Source organism: Streptomyces sp. NPDC005576, assembly GCF_042871745.1.
In the GTDB taxonomy this organism is placed as follows: domain Bacteria; phylum Actinomycetota; class Actinomycetes; order Streptomycetales; family Streptomycetaceae; genus Streptomyces.
The window spans coordinates 296,733-317,250 of record NZ_JBIAJC010000006.1 but is presented as its reverse complement, the minus strand read 5'-3'; the positions used below and the strand labels follow the sequence as shown (position 1 = coordinate 317,250).

The 20,518-nt window shown below is 73.3% G+C and carries 14 protein-coding genes; 8 read left to right on the top strand and 6 right to left on the bottom strand.

What is annotated here, in order from left to right; genetic code table 11:
• Positions 1-394: 394 nt before the first annotated feature.
• Positions 395-787 carry a DUF2267 domain-containing protein gene (locus ACFYPN_RS13355; protein WP_389298167.1) on the bottom strand — a complete coding sequence of 131 codons (393 nt, stop codon included), beginning with the start codon at positions 785-787 and terminating at the stop codon, positions 395-397.
• A 703-nt stretch (positions 788-1,490) separates the two neighbouring features.
• Here ACFYPN_RS13355 and ACFYPN_RS13350 point away from each other — a divergent pair.
• The gene (locus tag ACFYPN_RS13350) at positions 1,491-2,069 is read left to right on the top strand and encodes a TIGR03086 family metal-binding protein (protein WP_389298165.1); all 579 of its coding nucleotides are present in this window, start codon (positions 1,491-1,493) and stop codon (positions 2,067-2,069) included.
• A 105-nt stretch (positions 2,070-2,174) separates the two neighbouring features.
• Here ACFYPN_RS13350 and ACFYPN_RS13345 read toward each other — a convergent pair whose 3' ends face one another.
• A complete protein-coding gene (locus ACFYPN_RS13345; RefSeq protein ID WP_389298163.1) occupies positions 2,175-4,658 on the bottom strand; it encodes a GTPase-associated protein 1-related protein in 2,484 nt (827 codons plus the stop codon).
• Positions 4,659-4,913: 255 nt separating this feature from the next.
• A complete protein-coding gene (locus ACFYPN_RS13340; protein WP_389298161.1) occupies positions 4,914-5,306 on the bottom strand; it encodes a VOC family protein in 393 nt (130 codons plus the stop codon).
• Positions 5,307-5,381: 75 nt separating this feature from the next.
• Here ACFYPN_RS13340 and ACFYPN_RS13335 point away from each other — a divergent pair, with 75 nt between their 5' ends.
• Both ACFYPN_RS13335 and ACFYPN_RS13330 read left to right on the top strand, forming a co-directional pair.
• Positions 5,382-6,053, top strand: a complete 672-nt coding sequence (locus ACFYPN_RS13335) for a nucleoside/nucleotide kinase family protein (RefSeq protein ID WP_389298159.1) — start codon at positions 5,382-5,384, stop codon at positions 6,051-6,053.
• Between the two features lie 413 nt (positions 6,054-6,466).
• Positions 6,467-7,594, top strand: coding sequence for an aminopeptidase P family protein (locus ACFYPN_RS13330; RefSeq protein WP_358756124.1), 1,128 nt, complete (start codon positions 6,467-6,469; stop codon positions 7,592-7,594).
• Positions 7,595-7,650: 56 nt separating this feature from the next.
• On the opposite strand, the gene treZ is transcribed toward ACFYPN_RS13330, so the two are convergent.
• A complete protein-coding gene (treZ, locus tag ACFYPN_RS13325) occupies positions 7,651-9,411 on the bottom strand; it encodes a malto-oligosyltrehalose trehalohydrolase (protein WP_389298157.1) in 1,761 nt (586 codons plus the stop codon).
• Between the two features lie 273 nt (positions 9,412-9,684).
• Here treZ and ACFYPN_RS13320 point away from each other — a divergent pair, with 273 nt between their 5' ends.
• The 3 genes from ACFYPN_RS13320 to ACFYPN_RS13310 all read left to right on the top strand — a co-directional run bounded on the left by ACFYPN_RS13320 (position 9,685) and on the right by ACFYPN_RS13310 (position 13,064).
• Complete coding sequence (locus ACFYPN_RS13320) at positions 9,685-11,142, top strand: GH1 family beta-glucosidase (protein ID WP_389298156.1); 1,458 nt, start codon at positions 9,685-9,687, stop codon at positions 11,140-11,142.
• Between the two features lie 60 nt (positions 11,143-11,202).
• Positions 11,203-12,345 (top strand): alpha-L-fucosidase, encoded by a 1,143-nt coding sequence (locus ACFYPN_RS13315; protein WP_389298154.1) that lies wholly within the window; start codon positions 11,203-11,205, stop codon positions 12,343-12,345.
• Between the two features lie 113 nt (positions 12,346-12,458).
• The gene (locus tag ACFYPN_RS13310; protein ID WP_358756131.1) at positions 12,459-13,064 is read left to right on the top strand and encodes a DUF1707 and FHA domain-containing protein; all 606 of its coding nucleotides are present in this window, start codon (positions 12,459-12,461) and stop codon (positions 13,062-13,064) included.
• A 126-nt stretch (positions 13,065-13,190) separates the two neighbouring features.
• On the opposite strand, the gene treY is transcribed toward ACFYPN_RS13310, so the two are convergent.
• Positions 13,191-15,590 carry a malto-oligosyltrehalose synthase gene (gene treY, locus ACFYPN_RS13305; RefSeq protein ID WP_389298151.1) on the bottom strand — a complete coding sequence of 800 codons (2,400 nt, stop codon included), beginning with the start codon at positions 15,588-15,590 and terminating at the stop codon, positions 13,191-13,193.
• 202 nt (positions 15,591-15,792) lie between these two features.
• Positions 15,793-17,991, bottom strand: coding sequence for a glycogen debranching protein GlgX (gene glgX, locus ACFYPN_RS13300; protein WP_358756135.1), 2,199 nt, complete (start codon positions 17,989-17,991; stop codon positions 15,793-15,795).
• 393 nt (positions 17,992-18,384) lie between these two features.
• Between glgX and ACFYPN_RS13295 the strand changes: the two genes are divergently transcribed.
• Entirely contained in the window at positions 18,385-19,617 is a 1,233-nt protein-coding gene (locus ACFYPN_RS13295; RefSeq protein ID WP_389298149.1) for an SAV2148 family HEPN domain-containing protein, read from the top strand.
• Positions 19,618-19,701: 84 nt separating this feature from the next.
• The gene (locus ACFYPN_RS13290) at positions 19,702-20,415 is read left to right on the top strand and encodes a 3'-5' exonuclease (RefSeq protein WP_389298147.1); all 714 of its coding nucleotides are present in this window, start codon (positions 19,702-19,704) and stop codon (positions 20,413-20,415) included.
• The last annotated feature ends 103 nt before the right edge of the window (positions 20,416-20,518 follow it).

Genomic DNA, 20,518 nt, shown 5'->3' with positions numbered 1-20,518 from the left:
TGAGCGGTGCCGCGAGCCGTGCGGGTGGGGGGGCGTGTGCGGGGCGTACGGGCGGCGTGCGGGCCGCCGGTGACAGTGGTACCCCGGGGCGGACGCGGGGGAGGGGCGGGGCGGGCGGAAGAGACCACGGGTGTGACGGAAACGTCCGGGAGCAGCCCCGGCGGCCCCGTGCTGCCGCAGCCCCGACTCCTGCGGCCCGCCGCGCGACCGCCGCCCCCTGCGTCCGCGTGGACCGGAGCAGGCACGTGGTGCCCGCGCCCGGCAAGGGCCTCGCGGGAGCAGGGGGCGGCGGGGGCGGATGGTCCGGCGGCGGTGCAGGGTCCGCTGAGTGCGACGAGTCCCGGCGGTGTGCCCGGCTCCTGAATGTCCCAGGGGTGCCGGGTTGCCCGCCTGGTCAGGCGGCGCGGGCGAGCTCGGCGCGGCCGAAGAGGAGCGCGTACCCCTGGGGGAGCGCCCGGAGCACCTGGGCCAGGAGATCGGGGCCGGCCAGCTGGGCCACCGTGGTCAGGACGGAGCCCGTGTCCCAGCGGGTGGTGGCGGTGCTCGCGCCGGTCCGCAGGGCGAGCGAGGTCACGAAGTCACGACCGGTGAGCGCACTTTCCGGTCTGCCGGCGAGGAGGACGTCGGCGGCCTCCTCCGGGAGGCGAGCCGCGAGGCTCTGGCGCTCGGATCCGGTCAACTGACCGCCGAGGCCGCCGAGTACGAGGCGTACCGCTTCCTCGGCCCGTTCCCGGGTCGGGTACGCGCCGTCGTAGCGGATCTTTTCGAGCATCAGGTCGTAGGTCATGGCCGGAACGCACTGGGTGGATTCAGTCGTGTGCTGCATCGTTCGGCGGGTGCCTCTCTCGTCGCAGTGGCCTTCTCGCCCGCGCCGGAAGTGGGAAGAACGTACGGAGCCGGTGCGCGTGCGGTGCGGAGCTGGTGTTCAGCCGGTACCCCTGCTCGGCCACCTCACACGTACGAAATCGAAGTGTGGGACGAGCGCCCCGTGACAAGGGTCACGTCCGGGTCCGTGGGGCATGCTGGAATCCTTCGACTGCAAGCCTGAAGTGCCGACAACGGCAAGGCTTCGCACGGCGGTTCGAACCGGTGCGATGTGTCTCCCGCCCTCGGAACCCGGTCGGGCGCGGCCGAGCGTGGCGCCCGGCCGTCTCGCATCTCGATACGCCGGAGCCGGCGGTACGGACGCTCCCGGGGGGCGAAAGGACATCCCCGTCCGGTCGGGGGAAGCGGGGCGCCGACGTCCACGGCCACGGTCACTTCGGCGGCCCCGTCGGGCGCCGCGCCCCCGGCCATGATCGGCCGGACACCACCTGGGCCATGTCTGACCATTCCCGCCGGGCGGCCGGCGCCCGGCACGGCGCCTCGCGGCGTTGTCGGACTGCCCGAGTACATCCAGTACACGGGCGATCCTCCGCCTTGCGATGCACCGCGCCGGACACCGCCCGCTGATCCGGCGCGGGTTGTCAGGCACGGCCTAAGCTCCCGCCATGAGTGACATCGATCTCCTTGCGGGAATTCTGTCCAAGACCGGGGACCTCGTCGAGGGCGTCCGTCCGGACCAACTGCCCCTGCCGACCCCCTGCGAGACCTATGACGTGGAGGCGTTGCGCAACCACCTCGTGGGCTGGCTCCAGGTCTTCGAGGCGGGATGCGAAGGCCGTGCCCCCGAAGGCGACCCGGCGGCCCATGTCTGCGGGGACGACCCGGCCGGTGAGTTCCGGACCGCCGCGGAGGGGCTGCTCGCCGGATGGCGGACGTACGGGTTCGACCGTCAGGTCCGGGTGAGGGATGCCGAGTTGCCCGCCCCGATGGTGCTCAACATGACGCTCATGGAGTACATGGGGCACGGCTGGGATCTCGCCGTCGCCACCGGGCAGGCGGTCCCCTTCACCGAGGAGGAGGCCACCGAGGTGCTGGCCCGCGCACAGGTCACGCTGCCGCCACAGTTCCGGGGCGAGGGGAAGGCGTTCGATGAGATCGTGCCGGTCGCCGAGGACGCCCCGGCCGTGGACCGGTTCGTGGGCTTCCTCGGACGCGATCCGGGGGCCGCCCGGCCGGCCGCCTGACAACCGCGCGAGCCGGTGGCGCGGCGCGTGGTGAGCCGGGCCGGGTCCCGCCGGACACCACCTGGCCCCTGGCCCCTCCGAACGAAGGGCGCCGCCCCGGACCCGTCAGGGGCGGCGCACCCTGCCCGCCAGCCGGCGGCCGATCCGGCCGAGGGCGCCCGACTGGCGCCGGTTCCACGCGCGGAAGGCCTCCGTCCGGCCGGTGCTGCCGGCCCGCCCCACGGCCTCCTCCACGGCCAGCACCTCGGCAGAGGAGAGCTCGCGCACGGCCGGGCGCAGCACCTCGTCCAGCAGGGCGGTGCTGGTTCGCGTCCAGTGGACGCCCGCGTGCGGAGGGGCGCTCCAGTTGAGGTAGCAGTCGGCGGCGTACGCGGGATCCGACCGCAGCCGGGCGGGTACGGGCTCCTCCCGAGCGGCCCTGCCGTAGGCGGCGAGCAGGTCCGGGTCGTCGGTCTGCACGAAGGCGTACAGCTCCGCGTCCGGCCGCTCCGGCTCCAGCAGGCGGCGGGCGAGCGCGCCGAACGCGTGCTCGAGGACGCCCGGTTCTACCGGTTCGGCGGCCGGACGCAGGGCGAGCGCCCGCTCCGCCCAGCCCTCTCCGGGCGCCGCCTCGTCCGGCGCCACTGCCCCGTCGCCCGCCGCAGCGGCGCCCGCCCCGCGCATCGTGCGGGCGAAGTCCAGCAACAGCAGCGCGGCGCGCTCCCGGCCCAGGATCTGGTGCGGGAAGCCGCGCAGCAGGTCGTGTGCCAAGTCCGCCGCATCCGTGTCGTGGGCCGCCGCGCCGAGTGCCGCGCGGACCAGGTGCGACCAGGTACCCGCGCTGCGGTGGGTGTCCGAGGTGGCCGCCTCCAGCAGCATCCGGGCCTCCGCGGCGGTCGGTTCCCGGTCCGTCCAGACCAGGCCCACCGCCGAGCGCAGCACCAGCGGTTCGGCGAACGGCGAGATCCCGGCGGCCCGCAGCACCCGGCTCAGCGCGGAGACACGGTCCTCGCCGCAACTCGCCGTGATCGCACGGGACTCGGCGCACATGCGCAGATGCGGCAGTGACTGCGTCCCGGTGAACGGAAGCGGCACCCGCCCCAAAAGCCGTTCCATGGCGGCGGGGTCCTCCGGCGCGATCCGGTCGAGCGCCACCAGCAGGGCGGTCCGTACGTCGAACTGCTCGTCCAGCAGCTCCAACAGGGCCGGGCCCCAGGTGAAGTCGGGGGCGGCCAGGAGCGCGGGGGCCACCCGGTCCACCAGGGAGGGCAGCAGCCCGGCGCAGTCGAGGTTCAGGAGCCGCGCCACGCGCAGGAGTTGCACGGTCCGCGCGATGTCGAGGGCAGCGCCAAAACCGCCCAGCTCGGCCAGGATCTCCGGTGCGAGGGCCTCGGAGATGGCCTTGCCCTCGGGGCCGGCGAAGGCGCTCCGGTCGGGGAGTTCGAGAGAGCCGTTGCCGCCGCGCACCGCCTCGGTGACCAGCATCGCGGCGAGCGGAGCGGTCGTGGGGACCGTGCACCTTCCGTCCAGGGCGCCGAACAGCCGCCCCACCGCGTCGAATTCGGGGCCGCTGCGATCGTCGATCGTGGCCGCGGTCAGGGCGTCGACCAGCTTCCGGGTCTGCTCCTCGTCGAGCGTGTACGGACGTTCCGCCGCCCAGTCGGCGGCCGTGGAACGCTCGTCGGGACCCAGTGCGATTCCGGCGCAGAGCGCGGTGACGGCCAATGGCCCGGCGGCGAACGGTTCGCCGTGCAACGCGCGCGCCCTCGCGAACAGTTCCGGAGCGCGGCTGCGCCAGACACGGGCGGCGGTCTCGGCCCAGGCGTCACCGGGCGGCGGGGACGGCCGGCCGTGCGGGCCGCCGCACAGGTGTACCCGGACCTCGGCGGCGTCGAGGAGATGAGCGTCCTCGGGGAGCACTCCGACGACCTGCTGCGGGGCGAGCGAGGGCCGCCGGGAGTAGGTGGTGAACGTCAGCCGCTCGGCGTGGTCCGGCGGCAGGACCGAGCAGGCCAGCCCGATCCAGCGGGCCACGTCCTCGCTCTGCCGCTCCACGAGCACCACCTGGGCCGTCGCGCCCGAGGCGCTCTCCAGCCGGACCCGGCGCAGATCGGCGAAGACGGCGGCGAGCCACGGGCCCCGGGAGACGGCGAAGTCCCCGAGCGCCTCACGCTCCAGGCCCGGACCGGCGTACGGCGAGGTGAGCGGGTCGGGTATCGCCCCGCTGGGTGTGGCGGAGGCCCAGCGGGGCGAGCGCCACGCGGCGATCGGCAGCCGGTCGCCGGGCAGGGGCGCACCGGCCGGCAACAGCACGGCGTGCGTGTGGAACCGCAGTTGCCCGGCCCCGGCACCCGGCGCGGCCAGCGGCACCGCCCGGGAGAGCAGCCTGCTGCCGTCCGACAGGTGGGTGAAGCTGAACGCCTGCGGCATGGAGCGGAGTTCGGCGTCCGTGGGGAGGAACGGCACGTCCCTCACTGGCTCGTACCCCAGGAGGGGCTCGATCTCCGAGAGCAGTGCCGTGGGTATCCCGGGGCCGACGGCGGTGAACCGTCCCACGGTCCCCTCGTCCCCCGGAGCGGCCGAGGTGTAGTGCAACTGCGCGAGGCTCATGCCCGGGGCCCTCTTCGTCCTGCGGCGACCGTCCCCGAACCCACGTGCGCGCAGGCCCGTTCCGGTGACGCGAGGGGCCGGCCGGCGACCGGGGCGGGGAGCGTTCCGCAGTCGCGTGGGGGCGACGCTATCAAGGTCCGGCGAACGTGCGGAGCGATCCGCCGGGCCGGCTGCCCGGGGCCACTCCGGGCCGCCCCCGCCGGGCATCGAAGGGGCGGCGCGGACGGCGGGGGCGATGTCGCCCGCCCGGCTCGCTCACGCGGGCTGGAGAAGGTCCCAGCGGTTGCCGTACAGGTCCTCGAAGACCGCGACCGAGCCGTACGTCTCGTGCCTCGGCTCCTCCAGGAACCGCACACCGGCCGCCTTCATCCGCGCGTGGTCCGCCGCGAAGGCCTCGGTGTGCAGGAAGAACCCGACCCGGCCGCCCGTCTGCGCCCCCACCGCCGCCCGCTGGTCCCCGTCCTTCGCGAGGGCCAGCAGGAGACCGGTGCCCGCCGCACCGGTGCCGCGCGGACGGACGACGACCCAGCGCGACCCGTCGCCCCGGTCGGTGTCCTCGGCCAGCTCGAACCCGACGGCGTCCCGGTAGAAGGCGATGGCCTCGTCGTAGTCGTGGACGACCAGGGTGGTCAGGGCGATGTGCGGCATCTGCGGCTCCTCGGAGGGATGCGGGGTGGTCCAGTTATACGTAACACTAACGAAGAGCCGGAGCGGGCCCGCAGAATGCCCACCATGGACACGTACGACCTCGCCCCGCTCGCCGCCCGTGCCCGGGCGCTCATCGTCCCTGGTCACCGCCGGATTCTGGGGATCGCCGGGCCACCCGGCGCCGGGAAGTCGACCCTCGCCGCCGCCCTGGTGGAAGCGCTGGAAGGGACCGCCGTACTCGTCCCGATGGACGGCTTCCACCTGGCCGGCACCGAGCTGGCACGGCTCGGGCGAGCCGCCCGCAAGGGCGCGCCGGACACCTTCGACGCCGCCGGGTACGCCGCGCTGCTGCGGCGACTGCGCGCTACGCGCACGGACGGGGGAACCGGCTCCGCGCCGTCCGGCGGCGAGACGGTCTACGCCCCCGCCTTCGACCGTGCCCTGGAGGAGCCGATCGCCGGGTCCGTGGCGGTGGACCCTGCAACGCCGCTTGTCGTCACCGAGGGGAACTACCTCCTCCACGACGACGGGCCCTGGGCCCCGGTGCGCGGGCTGCTCGACGAGGTCTGGTACCTGGAGATCGACCCGGGCGTACGGGTGCGGAGGCTGGTGGACCGGCACGTCCGGTTCGGCAGGCCGAGGCCGGACGCCGAGCAGTGGGTGGCGGGCTCGGACGAGGCGAACGCCCGGCTGGTCGAAGCCGGACGCGACCGCGCCGACCTGGTCGTCCGGCCGCTACAGCGCTGACGAGCAGGGGGTGGGGCCGGCGCGGTGAAGCCGACCCGCCGCACGCCGACGCGATCCGGCCGCCCGTCCCGCACGACCGCCCCGGCCGCCCGTCCCGCACGACCGCCCCGGCCGCCCGTCCCGCACGACCGCCCCGGCCGACCGCCCCGCACGACCGCCCCGGCCGACCGCCCCGCACGACCGCCCCGGCCGCCCGTCCCGCACGACCGCCCCGGCCGCCCGTCCCGCACGACCGCCTCGGCCGCCCGTCCCGCACGACCGCCTCGGCCGCCCGCCCCGCCGCACCGACCGTCCCGCCACGCCCGTCCGGCGCTCGCGTCCAGCGGCGGGCGGCGGCAGGATGCTCCGTGCGGCGCGCGCAGTGGCGCACCGCCCACCGGCAGCCGTACCGGCAGCACCCCTGGAGGCCCCGCATGACCAGCCCCACCCCGCCCGAGCCCTTCACCGCCGACGTCTACCGCGCGCGGATGGCCCGTGCGGCCGACTCCGCCGCCGAGGCCGGTCTTGCCGGTGTCCTGGTGGCGCCCGGCCCGGACCTCGTCCATCTGACCGGCTACCAGCCCGTCAGCACCGAACGCCTCACCCTTCTCGTCCTGACGCCCGGTCAGGAGCCGGTGCTGGTCGTACCGACCCTGGAGGCGCCCGACGCCGAGGCGGCGATCGGCGCCCCCGCCCTCTCGCTGCGCGACTGGACCGACGCCAGGAACCCGTACGAGGTGGCCGCCCCGCTTCTCGACGCGGCCGGCCGGTACGGCATCAGCGACAACGCCTGGGCCATGCACCTGCTCGGGCTCCAGCACCTGCTTCCCGGTACCTCCTACGCCTCGCTCACCCAGGTGCTGCCGATGCTGCGGGCGGTCAAGGACGCGGCGGAGCTGGAGCGGCTCGCGGCGGCGGGTGCGGCGGCGGACGCCACGTACGAGGAGATCCTGAAGGTGCCCTTCGCCGGCCGGCCGGAGACCGATGTCTCGGCGGACCTGGCGGAGCTGCTCATCGGATTCGGCCACTCGCAGGTGGACTTCGCCATCGTCGGCTCCGGCCCGAACGGCGCGAACCCGCACCACGAGGCCGGGGACCGGGTCATCGAGCACGGCGACATGGTGGTCCTCGACTTCGGCGGCCTGCGGTACGGCTACGGCTCCGACACCTCCCGCACGGTCCACGTCGGCGAGCCCACCGCCGAGGAGCAGCGGGTCCACGACATCGTGCGCGAGGCCCAGGCGGCGGGGTGCGCGGCCGTACGGCCCGGAGCCGCCTGCCAGGACGTGGACCGGGCGGCGCGCGCGGTCATCACCGAGTTCGGCTACGGAGACCGCTTCATCCACCGCACCGGCCACGGCATCGGGGTCACCACCCACGAACCGCCCTACATGATCGAGGGCGAGGAGCAGCCGCTGGTGCCGGGGATGTGCTTCTCGGTGGAGCCGGGGATCTACCTTCCGGGGCGGTTCGGTGTGCGGATCGAGGACATCGTGACCGTCACCGAGGACGGCGGGCGGCGGCTCAACTCCACCGCCCGCGAGCTGGCGATCGTCGGCTGACGGCCCTTCGCCGGCCGGCGGCGACGCGTCACCGGCCCCGCCCCGCCCGTCCCCGGTCACCCGTCCGCCAGCACCACGCACGACTCCGCCGGCAGGTGCAGCAGTCCGTCCGCGCCCGGCGCCTCCACCGGCGCCCAGGCCGCCAGCACCCGTCCGGCGGCGGCCCGGCTCCGCCCGCCGCCCAGCGGGACGGCGGCGGGGCGGCCGGCGAGGTTGACCACGATCCGTACGTCGCCCCGGCGCAGCGCCAGCCACCCGGCCTGCTCGTCGAACGCGACCTTCACGGAGGCGAGGTCCGGGTCGCGCAGATCGGGCACGCTCCCGCGGAGCGCGATCAGCTCCCGGTACCAGGCGAGCAGCCGGCCGTGCGGCTCGCGCTCCGGTTCGCTCCAGTCCAGGCAGGAGCGGTCGCGGGTCGCCGCGTCCTGCGGGTCCGGGATGTCCTCCTCGGCCCAGCCGTGCGCCCCGAACTCCCGCCGTCTGCCGTTGCGTACCGCCTCGGCCAGCTCCGGATCGGTGTGGTCGGTGAAGAACTGCCAGGGGGTTCGCGCCCCCCACTCCTCGCCCATGAAGAGCATGGGGGTGAACGGAGCGGTCAGCACCAGCGCCGCCGCACACGCCTGGAGACCGGGGGAGAGTGAGGCGGCGAGCCGGTCGCCGAGGGCCCGGTTGCCGATCTGGTCGTGGGTCTGGGCGTACCCGACGAAGCGGTGGGCGGGGGTGCGGTTGACGTCGACCGGACGGCCGTGGGCCCGCCCCCGGAAGGTGGAGTACGTACCGTCGTGGAAGAAGGCACGGGTCACCGTCTTCGCCAGTGCGGCCAGCGGGGCGGCGGCGAAATCGGCGTAGTAGCCCTGCGCCTCGCCCGTGAGGGCGGTGTGCAGGGCGTGGTGGAAGTCGTCGTTCCACTGGGCGTGCAGCCCCAGCCCGCCCGCCGCGCGCGGGGTCGTGGTGCGCGGGTCGCAGAGATCGGACTCGGCGATCAGCGTCAGCGGCCTGCCCACCTCGGCCGCCAGCGCGTCCACTCCGGCCGCCAGCTCCTCCAGATAGGTCAGCGCCCGGGTGTCGGCGAGCGCGTGGACCGCGTCCAGCCGCAGTCCGTCGAGGCGGTAGTCGCGCAGCCAGGCCAGCGCGCTGCCCAGCAGATACGCCCGTACCTCGTCGGAACCGGGGGCGTCCAGGTTGACCGCCGCACCCCACGGGGTGTGGTGCGTCTCGGTGAAGTACGGGCCGAAGGCGGGCAGGTAATTGCCCGACGGACCAAGGTGGTTGTGGACGACGTCCAGCAGCACCGCCAGCCCCAGCCCGTGCGCGGTGTCCACGAACCGCTTCAGTCCCGCCGGGCCGCCGTACGGTTCGTGGACGGCCCAGAGCGACACGCCCTCGTACCCCCAGCCGTGGGTACCGGGGAAGGGGCAGACCGGCATCAGCGACACGTGCGTGACGCCCAGTTCCGCCAGATGGCCGAGCCGCCCGGCCGCCGCCTCGAAGGTGCCCTCGCCGGTGTACGTACCGACGTGGAGCTCGTACAGCACCCCGCCCGGCAGCCCGCGCCCCCGCCAGTCGCCCCGCCAGACGTACGCGTCCTGGTCGACCACCGCGCTGAGCCCGTCCGGGCCGTCCGGCTGGCGCCGGGAGCGCGGGTCGGGGAGCGGCGGCCCCCCGTCCACCGAGAAGCCGTACCGGTCGCCGTCCACCGCGTCCGCTTCGGCCGTCCACCAGCCCGCGCGCGCCCCGTCACGTCCCATCGGCAGCCGTGTGCCGGCCAGTTGGAGACCGACCGAACCCGCCCCGGGGGCCCACACCTCGAACCGCATCCGCCACTCCCCGTCAGTCGTGTGTCAGTGAGTCCTACGAAAAGCCGGACGTACCGGAGGAAAGTCCGGCCCGGCTTCCATGATCGGCTGAAGTCGCACGCCCCGCCCCGGAATACTGGACCGGTTCCGCGACGGCCGAGGTGACCGAAGAGATGCCCCGTGTTCCGTGCATCCGCGCACGGGAGTACGGACCACCCCTTAAGGTCTGCTCTGATCATTGCCCTGCCCGATCCTGCTCATACGTACGCCGACGTACGGCTGATGGAGGCCGAAATGACCGTGCCGAAGTTCCCACCGGGCTTCCTCTGGGGAGCCTCCGCCTCCGCGTTCCAGACCGAGGGAGCCGTCGACGCCGACGGAAAGGGCCTCTCCGGATGGGACGCCTTCGCCGCCGTGCCCGGCCGCATCAAGGACGGTACGGACACCACCCGGGGAACCGGCTTCCTCGAACACTGGCGCGAGGACGTCGGCCTGCTCGCCGGACTCGGCGCCGACGCCTTCCGCTTCTCCATCAGCTGGCCCCGCGTGGTGCCCGGCGGCAGCGGCGCGGTCAACCCGGCGGGACTCGACTTCTACGACCGGCTCGTCGACGAACTCTGCGCCCGGGGCATCACCCCCGCGCCCACGCTCTACCACTGGGACACCCCGCTGCCGCTGGACGAGGAGGGTGGCTGGCTCAACCGTGACACCGCGTACCGCTTCGCCGAGTACGCCGGCATCGTCGCCGAACGGCTCGCCGACCGCGTCCCCATGTGGATCACCATCAACGAGCCGGCCGAAGTCACCCTGCTGGGCTACGCCCTCGGGCAGCACGCACCCGGCCGCACCCTCCTCTTCGACGCCCTGCCCGCCGCCCACCACCAGCTCCTCGCCCACGGACTGGCCGTCCGGGCGCTGCGCGCCGCCGGTGCCGCCAACATCGGGATCGCCGTCTCGCACAGCCCCGTCTGGACCGCCGGCGACTCGGACGAGGACCGGGAGGCCGCCGGGCTCTACGACACCCTCACCAACTGGCTCTTCGCCGACCCGCTGCTCGCCGGCCGCTACCCGGACGAGGGGTTCGCCGCCCTGATGCCGGGCCCGGTCGCCGACGACCTGAAGACCATCTCCACCCCGCTGGACTGGTACGGCGTCAACTACTACAACCCCACGCTCGTCGGCGCCCCCCGCCGCCCCGAAGTGCTCGAATCCTTCGCGGGGTTCGAGATTCCCGCCGAACTCCCCTTCGGCATCAGGGAGATCGAGGGGTACGAGAAGACGGACTTCGGGTGGCCCGTCGTCCCGGACGGGCTGCGCGAGACCCTCGTCGGGCTCCGCGACCGCTACGGAGACCGGTTGCCACCGCTCTACATCACCGAGAACGGCTGCGCGGTGGACGAGACCGTCAGCGACACCCGCCGTATTGCCTTCCTGGACGGCCACTTGGGCGCCCTGCACGCCGCGATCGGCGAAGGGGTGGATGTCCGGGGCTACTTCACCTGGTCGCTGACCGACAACGTGGAGTGGACCGAGGGAGCCAGCAAGCGCTTCGGACTCGTCCACATCGACTACGAGACCCTGCGCCGGACCCCCAAGGAGTCCTACGCCTGGTACCGCGAGGTCATCCGGGCCCAGCGCGCGCCGGACGTGCCGGAGGCTCCGGAAGTTCCGGAGGCCGGGCAACGGGCGATCGAGATCATCGGACAGCAGCCCACCGGGGAGTCGGAACCGGCCGCCGTCCGGCCCGCCTGACCCCGGGGGCGGGGCCGCCGGGGCTTCCCGGCGGGGCCCCGGTGGCCGATACTTCGCGTCATGGTTGCTCCATGGTGGACCCGGGCCGGCCTGGGGATGTTCGTTCACTGGACGCCCGCGTCGGTACCGGGCTGGGCGCCGCCCCACACCCCGTCGGCGGATCTCCCCGACGCCGGCCGGGCCGCCCCGCTCGCCTGGACCCCGTACGCCGAGTGGTACGAGAACGGGCTCCGCTTCCCCGGCAGCCCGGTCTCCGCCCACCACCGGGCCACCTACGGCGACAAGCCCTACACCGACTTCGGCCGGGAGTTCGAGGACGGGCTCGCGGGCTGGGACCCGGCCGCGTGGGCACGCGCCTTCCGCGCCGCCGGCGCCCGTTACGCCGTCCTCGTCACCAAGCACCACGACGGCTACTGCCTCTGGCCCTCCGGGGTCCGCAACCCGCACCGCGCCGGCTGGCACACCACCCGTGACGTGGTGGGCGAGTTCGCCGAAGCGGTCCGGGCGGAGGGGTTGCGCTTCGGGGTGTACTACTCCGGCGGACTCGACTGGACCTTCGACAGCCGCCCGGTGGGCACCGCCGCCCACATGCTCGCCTCGGTGCCGCGCGGCTCCTACCCCGCCTACGCCGACGCCCAACTGCGGGAGTTGATACGCCGCTACCGCCCGGACGTCCTCTGGAACGACATCGCCTGGCCGGCCGGCACACCCGAGATCCGCAGGCTGATCGAGTTCTACCGCTTCACCGTGCCGCACGGCGTGGTCAACGACCGGCTGCTGCCGCGCTCACCGCTCTGGCGCACCTTCGCCCTCCCCGGCGCCGGAGCCCTGTACAACCGCTGGGAGCGCCGGACGGTCGCCCGGGGGGAGGGATTCGTCCCGCGCAAGCCGCCCTACTACGACTTCCGTACACCGGAGTTCGCCCGCTACACGGGCCCCGACCCCTACGAGCTCACCCGCGGCATCGACCACAGCTTCGGCTACAACCGGAACTCCCCGCCAGACGCCTTCCTCGGCCGCGACGCCCTCACCGCACTGGTCCGGGAGACCGCGGCGGACGGCGGCAATCTGCTGCTCAACGTCGGACCGCGCGGCGAGGACGCCACCCTCCCCGGCGAACAACTGCTCCGGCTGCAATGGCTCGCGGAGGAGGCGGGGGCCGAGAACGCGCGGTCCACGGGGGCTCCGGAGAGCGCCGGGTGATCACCGCGCGGGCGCCCCGGTCCCGGTCCGGGCCACCCGTCCCACCGGCGCCCGCCCCGGCCCGCGGACGCCGCTTCTGGACACTCCGGGCCGCTCGGCCCGACAATCACCCTGTGACGTCCTCCTCCGAGTTCCACACGTATCCGGCGCGGGTGTCCGACGCCCAGCGCGACCGTGTCCTCGGCGTGCTCAGGGAGGGCGCCGCGCAGGGACGGCTCTCCCACGACACCTTCCTGCGCAGGATGGACCTCGCCCTCTCCGCCCACCGCCCCGAGGACCTGGCGGCACTCACCGCCGACCTGCGCGAGGAACGCGCCTGGAGCCAGAACCTGTTGCGCGCCGTGGGCGGCGTGTCCGGCTTCCCGGGGCGGCTGCGCATGGCCTGGCGGGCCGGAAAGCTGCCCCAACTCCTGCTGCCCGCACCCGGACCGTACCCGCTGCTCATCGGACGGGACCCGGGCAACGGACTGCGACTCAACCACGAGACGGTCTCCCGCAACCACGCCGAACTCACCGTACGGGGCCGGACCTGGCTCCTCCGCGACCTCGGCTCGACCAACGGCACCTGCGTCAACGGACAGCGGGTCATCGGCCTGGTCCCGGTCCGGGAGGGGGACCAGGTGAGCTTCGGCCACATGACCTTCCGCCTGACCGCACCCCCGCCCCTCCCGCCGGACCGACTGCCGGCCGTCCCGCCGGACGGCCGGCAGTCCCTCTGACTCCCGTCCCTCTGACTCCCGGGTTTATGAGTTCCGGGCGCCTATGACTTCCGGGCCCCCGGCCGCCGAGTCCGGCCGGTGCCCGGTCGCTGTCAGGCCCGCTGGTGCGGACCGCGCCCGGCGAGGTCAGGAACGGGGCCCCTTCCCTCTCGGCCCCTTCCTGAGCAGCGCGACCGGGCGGGCGGCGAACAGATCGGAGGCCCGCACCTCGCCCCCGCCGAACTCCCCCTCCGTGGAGAGGAGATCGTGCCAAGGGCCGGAGTCCGGCAGTGGCAGGACGGTGTCGCGCCAGCCGCCCGCTTCGGCCAGCCGGAGGGAGAGGCGGGTCACCGCCGTGACAATCTCGCCCGACCGGCAGAACGCCAACGCGTGACCGGCCGCCGGACCTCGCGCCGTGAGGGGCGCGTAAGTCCCCGACTCGCCAAATACGGCGGGGAGTTGCGCACGAAGCCGGAGTGCGGTGGTGGTTACCCGGGCCTTCTCGTCCGAGGCGGCCGATTCTCCCGGCCCCGGCTCCGTGAAGGGCCGCCGGTTGTCCGGGTCCACCAGGGCCAGGTACTCCCGCTCCGAGCCCTGGTAGAGATCGGGAACCCCGGGCATCGTCAGGTGGACGAGGGCCGCGCCCAGCACATTGGCCCGCACCTGGGGGGCGAGCGAACGGGCGAGGGCCGCGAGGAGCTCCCGGGCGGGCCCCCCGGCGCTGCCGGGCCCGGACGCCACGAAATCCGAGACCGCCCGCTCGTAGGCGGGGTCGGGCTCGGTCCAGGTGGTGTGGAGCCCCGCCTCCCGGACGGCCTTCAGGAGTGCGGGCTCCAGCCTCCCCGCGGCCTCGGAGGCGGGCAGGCCCACACAGCCGAAGGCCGACTGCCACGCCTGCCAAGCGAGTTGCCCGTCCGGTGCCTTCGCCTCGGTCGCACCCGTCAGCTGACGTACCGCCTCCGCCCAGCGGTCCGGGCATTCGGAGAGCGCCGCGATGCGGGCGCGGACATCGGAGCTGCGCTTCGTGTCGTGCGTGGTCAGCACCGTGCCGGTGGTCGGCCAGTCCCGGGCCAGCCGGGCGCAGAACGCGTGGAACTCGGCCGGCTCGACCGCGGGCCTGCCCGGCCGGCCGCCCACCTCCGTCGCCGAGATCAGCGGCACGTACCGGTAGAACGCCCTGTCCTCCTCGGACTTGGCGTGCAGGGCGGACGCGGTCTGGGCGAACCGCGCGCAGAAGGAGACCTGTTCGGGGCCGTCACCCAGCCTGCCCAGCGCCAGCTCCCGCACCACGTCCACCGCCCGCGCCTCCTCCGGTACGGAGAACGCCGCCTTCGCGTCCCGTACCGCCGCTTCCGGGAGGGCGGCCTCGGCGGACTCGGAGACGGGACCGCCCGCCCCGACGTACGGCCGGTACACCGGGACTCGGACCAGCAGTTCGGTCACGGCGGTGCGCAGCGCCCACGGGGCATGGTCACGCAGCCGGGGGTCCCGTGCGCAGATCCGTACGGCAAGCCGGGTGAGCCAGGCCGTCTCGGCGGCGAGGTCGTGGCTGACGACGTGCCGTGCGGCCCGTCGTGCGGACCGGGTCCATGAGCCCCCCAGATCTCCGGGCGGGTCGGCGAAATCGCGGAAGTGACCCAGGAGTTCGGCAGAGCCCAGCGGGTCGGTGAAGAGCCCGTCGATGCGGTGGAGCGCGTCGTAGCCGGTGGTTCCGGCCACCGCCCAGCCGGCCGGGAGGGTCTCCTCGCCGGTGAGGATCTTCTCCACCACCGTCCACCGGCTGCCGGTCCCCTCCGCCAGTCGTTCCAGATAGCCGGCAGGGTCGGCGAGGCCGTCCGGATGGTCGATGCGCAGCCCTTCGACGACACCGTCCCGGACGAGTTCGAGGATCTTGCCGTGGGTGGCCTCGAAGACCTCGGGATGCTCGACCCGTACCGCGATCAGCTCGGAAATCGTGAAGAAACGCCGGTAGTTGAGCTCGGTGCGGGCCAGCCGCCACCAGCCGAGCCGGTAGTGCTGGGCGTCCAGCAGTTCGGGCAGCGCCAGCCCCTCCGTGCCCGGCCGGAGCGGGAACTCCTGCTCGCCGTACCGCAGCACGGAACCGTCGACGGTGAGCCGCCCGAGCTCGTCGCCGATCGGGCCCGCGAGGACCGGCAGCAGCACCTTCCCGTCGCCGCCCTCCCAGTCGATGTCGAACCAGCGCGCGTACGGCGAGGACGGGCCCTCGCGCAGCACCTCCCGGAGCGCCGCGTTGTGGCGCGGGGAGGCGGCCATGTGGTTCGGCACGATGTCGACGATCAGCCCGAGCCCGTGCGCGCGCGCCGTCGCCGAGAGCCCGCGCAGCCCCTCCTCGCCCCCCAGCTCGGCGCGGACGCGGCGGGGATCGGTGACGTCATAACCGTGCCGGGACCCCGGCACGGCCTCCAGGACCGGGGAGAGGTGGAGGTGGGAGATGCCGAGCGAGGCGAGGTACGGGGCGGCCTCCCCGGCGTCCGCGAAGGTGAAGTCCGGTTGGAGCTGGAGCCGGTACGTGGCGGTGGGCGTCATGCCCTCGTACGTACCCACTCCCGGCCCGTCCGTGCCATCCGCCCCGCTCCGGGCTGCCCGCGACCGCACGGATGCACCCGGGGGAATTCACCCGGACGGAGGGTGTGGGCCAGGTCCCGGCGCCGGAGGGGATACGGGACGGGGGCGCCGGATGCACCGGCGCCCCCGTCCCGTACCCGTTGTTGGTGACTCGGGCGGAGACTCAGGCGGACCGTTTCAGGACCGTGAGGCTCCGGCCGATGAGCGAGAGGTGCTCGCCCCCCGTGACCTTGGGCCCGCTCCCCGGCGGTACCCCCTCGGGGCGGCCGGTGTCGACCACGACCTCCCACTGCGCGCCGTGGTTGACGGGTACGGCGAAGTCCAGCGTCTCCGCGCCCGCGTTGAACATCAGCAGGAAGGAGTCGTCGAAGATGCGTTCGCCGCGCGGCCCGGGCTCCGAGATGGCGTGCCCGTTGAGGAAGACGGTCATGGCCTTGGCGTGCGCGGCCTGCCAGTCCTGCTGGGTCATCTCCTCGCCCTCGGGTGTGAACCACGCGATGTCCGAGAGCTCGTCGTGGGTGCCTTCGACGGGGCGTCCGTGGAAGAAGCGGCGCCGCCGGAAGACCGGATGGTCCCGGCGCAGCCAGACCATGGCCCGGGTGAACTCCAGCAGCCCGTCGCCCGGCCTCCGTACGGCCTCCGTGCCGTCCGAGGTGTCCGACCCCTCCGTGCCGGTCTCCCCGTCCGCACCGACCTCGCCCCGCTTCTTCGCGGGATCGGGCCAGTGCACCCAGGAGAGTTCGTTGTCCTGGCAGTAGGCGTTGTTGTTGCCGTTCTGCGTACGGGCGAACTCGTCGCCGTGGCTGAGCATCGGCACGCCCTGCGAGAGCATCAGCGTGGCGATGAAGTTGCGCATCTGCCGCGCCCGCAGCTCCAGCACCTCAGGGTCGTCGGTCTCGCCCTCCGCGCCGCAGTTCCACGAGCGGTTGTGGCTCTCGCCGTCCCGGTTGCCCTCGCCGTTGGCTTCGTTGCGCTTGTCGTTGTACGACACGAGGTCGTGCAGGGTGAACCCGTCGTGGCAGGTGGTGAAGTTGATCGATGCGAGCGGCCGGCGACCGTCGTCCTGGTACAGGTCGGAGGAGCCCGTCAGCCTCCCCGCGAACTCCGCCAGCGTCCGGGGTTCGCCCCGCCACAGATCGCGCACGGTGTCGCGGTACTTGCCGTTCCACTCGGTCCACAGCGGGGGGAAGTTACCGACCTGGTAGCCGCCCTCACCGACGTCCCAGGGCTCCGCGATCAGCTTCACCTGGCTCACCACCGGGTCCTGCTGCACCAGGTCGAAGAAGGACGACAGCCGGTCCACCTCGTGGAACTGGCGGGCGAGCGTCGCCGCCAGATCGAAGCGGAAACCGTCCACGTGCATCTCGGTCACCCAGTACCGCAGCGAGTCCATGATCATCTGGAGCACGTGCGGGGACCGCATGAGCAGCGAGTTCCCGGTGCCCGTGGTGTCCATGTAGTAGCGCTGGTCGTCCGTCAGACGGTAGTAGGAGGCGTTGTCCAGCCCGCGGAAGGAGAGGGTCGGCCCCAGGTGGTTGCCCTCGGCGGTGTGGTTGTAGACCACGTCGAGGATCACCTCGATGCCTGCCTGGTGCAGCGCCCGGACGGCCTGCTTGAACTCCAGCACCTGCTCCCCGCGGTCGCCCCAGGAGGCGTACGCGTTGTGCGGGGCGAAGAAGCCGATGGTGTTGTAGCCCCAGTAGTTGGCGAGCCCGGCGTCGGCCAGACGGTGGTCCTGGACGAACTGGTGCACCGGCATCAGCTCGATCGCGGTGACGCCCAGTTCGGTCAGATGGGCGATCACCTCCGGATGCGCCAGGCCCGCGTACGTACCCCGCAGCTCCTCGGGCAGGCCCGGGTGGAGCATCGTCAGGCCCTTCACGTGGGCCTCGTAGATCACCGTGCGGTGGTAGTCCGTACGCGGTCGGCGGTCGTCGCCCCAGTCGAAGTACGGGTTGACCACGACGGAGCTCATCATGTGGGGAGCCGAGTCGAGGTCGTTGCGCGCGTCCGGCCGCCCGAAGGGGTAGCCGTACACCGCCTCGCCCCATTCGATCTTCCCGGCGACGGCCCGCGCATAGGGGTCGAGCAGCAGCTTCGCGGAGTTGCACCGCTGCCCGTTCTGCGGTTCGTAGGGTCCGTGCACGCGGAAGCCGTACCGCTGACCCGGCATGACGCCGGGCAGGTAGGCATGACGGACGAAGGCGTCGGTCTCGCGGAGCTCGACCGCCGTCTCGGAGCCGTCGTCGTGCAGCAGACACAGCTCGATGCGGTGGGCGGCCTCCGAAAAGACCGCGAAGTTGGTCCCGGCGCCGTCGTACGTGGCGCCGAGCGGATACGCCTGTCCCGGCCAGACCTGCATAGATATGACTCTTCCACTTCTGATCCGGGTGTGGTGCGGTTCTTCAGCCAGATAATCCCCGAAAGAGGCGCGCGTACCTAGTAGGTCGGCCGGTGCGGTCGCGAACGGGAGGCGTCATGCGCCGTATACCCCGGCGTGGGACGTCAACACGCCGTACCGCGTGACACCCCTGGGGCCCGTCCGGTCCGGCGCGGTGACCCCGCGACCCCGAACACCGGCCCCCCGCTGGTCACCTCACTATGAATCAGCTCACTCCTGCCCCGACCCGGGCGGAGAACCCACGCCTTCGGTACACCAGTTGACGGAGCGTCCTCGCCATGGGGCTGCACGGGTCCGCGCTCGCGGAGTACCCTTCCGTGATCGTTGGGTGGGGGAGTGGAAGGCGGTGTACGGGTGAGCTCGGGAGGGTTCGAGCTGCCTCCGGGTGACGTGAGTCACGAGGGGGAGCCGAACGACGCGCCGCCCGGGACGGTATCCCTGGCACAGCCCCTGGCGGTCGGGGCGGAGCTGGGCTGGAGCGCCGAGGACTGGGGCGAGGTGCGGACCCGCGCCCAGCGCGCCGGGCGTGCGTACATCTGGCTGAATCTCGTCGAACAGCGGCTCCGCGCGGTCGTCTCCGCCGTACTGCGTCCCGTCTACGCGCCGGTGAACGGCGAGGACTGGGTGGTGGCCGCCGCAGGGCCCGCCGGGCAGGAGTGGGTGCAGCGGGCCGTCGCGGTGCGCGAGGTGTCCCGCAGGAAGGGCTATCTGCTCGATCCGGCCGACGACAACGTCCTGAGCTTCCTGACCCTGCCCCAGCTCCGCGAGCTGATGGTCCAGCACTGGCCCTGCTTCGAGCCGTACTTCGACGACCGGCGTGACGTCGAGCTGGCGCTGGACGAGCTGGAGGTGGCGCGGAACGTCGTCTCCCGCAACCGCGCGCTCAACGAGGCCGTCCACGCCCAGGCCGAGCGGGCCTCCCAGCGGCTCCTCACCATCCTCGGCGGCGGTGCCGCTGCGCCCTCCGCCGACCGGCTTCCCGTCGACGCCGTCGAATCCCTGGTCGGCGACCGGTACGCCGACGTGGTCTCCGTCCACCCCGACCGGGTCCGGCTCCAGCGCCAGCTTCCCGCCGAGGACCTGTTCGGCAACTCCCGGCGGCTCGACGCGATCGGCATAGGACTCAACCTGCTCGTGCAGAACTTCTCCGGACGACGGCTGGTCCGGCTCGCCGAGACCGGCTGCCGGATCAGGCTGCTCTTCATCAACCCGGCCAGCAGCGCGGTCCGCCGCCGCGAACGGGAACTCAACCTCCGCAAGGGCGAACTGAGCCGGTCGGTCGAGATGAACATCCTGCACATGCGCAGGGTGCGGGCCAGGCTCCGCGACCCGGGGGCCTTCCAGATCCAGGTCTTCGACGAGACCCCGCGCTTCACCGCCTACCTGGTCGACGGCGACGGCCCCGACGCGGTCGGCGTCGTCCAGCCCTATCTGCGCCGCGCACGCGGGATGGAGGCGCCGGTCCTGGTCCTCCGCGGCGGCGGGCGTGCGGTCGTCCGGCCGGGACACGAGGCCGAGCACGGGCTGTTCGAGACGTACCGCGAGGAGTTCGAGTCGGTGTGGACCGACTCCCGGCCCGTCTCCTGAACCCGGCCGGCCGCCGACCGGTGTGTCAGTGGCGCGTGGCAGGGTGTTCCTCACTGGGGGTAACCACCATGGAGGAGGTACGGGATGAGCTGGCACCGGGAGCCACTGGTCGGCTTCGACCTGGAGACGACGGGCACGGACGTCGAGACCGATCGCATCGTCACCGCGGCGGTCGTGCGGCTGGACCCGGACGGGACGGTCTCGGGAGAGCGGACGTGGCTCCTCGATCCCGGGGTGGCGATACCCGAACAGGCTTCGGCGATCCACGGAATCTCGACGGACCACGCGCGCGAGCACGGCGTCCCAGCCGCGACCGCGATCGAGGAGATCGCGGAGACCGTCGCCGGAGTCCTGCGCTCGGGGACCCCGCTGGTCGTGATGAACGCGCGCTACGACCTGTCCCTGTTGGACCGTGAGTGCCGGCGGCACGGACTGGAGTCGATCACCGAGCGCCTCGGCGCGGTGCCCTCGCCGGTGGTCGACCCCCTGGTGATCGACAAGCACGTCGACAAGTACCGGAAGGGCAGGCGTGCCCTGCACGCGCTGTGTGCGCATTACGGCGTGTCGCTGGACGACGCGCACGACGCGAGGGCGGACGCGGTGGCCGCCGCCCAGGTGGTGCGGCGCATGGGCGAGATGCACCAGCCCGTCGGGACGATGCCCCTGCCGGACCTGCACGACCTCCAGGTGACCGCGGCGGCCGCGCAGTCGGTCTCGCTCCAGGCGTACCTGCGGCGCACCACGAATCCGACCGCCGTCGTCGAACCGGCATGGCCGGTCATCCCACGGAGCCGGTAGACCTGGAGGCGTGGGATTCCTGGGCGGACGACTGGTCGCATACGTCTCGCGCAGCCTTTGGCGACAGCGGCACCCGCTCGCGCACCAGGTCGATGTCGAGGAT

Coding starts and splice junctions, on each gene's coding strand:
- ACFYPN_RS13340 (WP_389298161.1), bottom strand. CDS start 5,306: ATGCCGCACATCGCCCTGACCACCCTGGTCGTCCACGACTACGACGAG.
- ACFYPN_RS13330 (WP_358756124.1), top strand. CDS start 6,467: ATGACCAGCCCCACCCCGCCCGAGCCCTTCACCGCCGACGTCTACCGC.
- ACFYPN_RS13320 (WP_389298156.1), top strand. CDS start 9,685: ATGACCGTGCCGAAGTTCCCACCGGGCTTCCTCTGGGGAGCCTCCGCC.
- ACFYPN_RS13290 (WP_389298147.1), top strand. CDS start 19,702: ATGAGCTGGCACCGGGAGCCACTGGTCGGCTTCGACCTGGAGACGACG.
- treY (WP_389298151.1), bottom strand. CDS start 15,590: ATGACGCCCACCGCCACGTACCGGCTCCAGCTCCAACCGGACTTCACC.
- ACFYPN_RS13355 (WP_389298167.1), bottom strand. CDS start 787: ATGACCTACGACCTGATGCTCGAAAAGATCCGCTACGACGGCGCGTAC.
- ACFYPN_RS13350 (WP_389298165.1), top strand. CDS start 1,491: ATGAGTGACATCGATCTCCTTGCGGGAATTCTGTCCAAGACCGGGGAC.
- ACFYPN_RS13315 (WP_389298154.1), top strand. CDS start 11,203: ATGGTTGCTCCATGGTGGACCCGGGCCGGCCTGGGGATGTTCGTTCAC.
- ACFYPN_RS13345 (WP_389298163.1), bottom strand. CDS start 4,658: ATGAGCCTCGCGCAGTTGCACTACACCTCGGCCGCTCCGGGGGACGAG.
- ACFYPN_RS13335 (WP_389298159.1), top strand. CDS start 5,382: ATGCCCACCATGGACACGTACGACCTCGCCCCGCTCGCCGCCCGTGCC.
- treZ (WP_389298157.1), bottom strand. CDS start 9,411: ATGCGGTTCGAGGTGTGGGCCCCCGGGGCGGGTTCGGTCGGTCTCCAA.
- glgX (WP_358756135.1), bottom strand. CDS start 17,991: ATGCAGGTCTGGCCGGGACAGGCGTATCCGCTCGGCGCCACGTACGAC.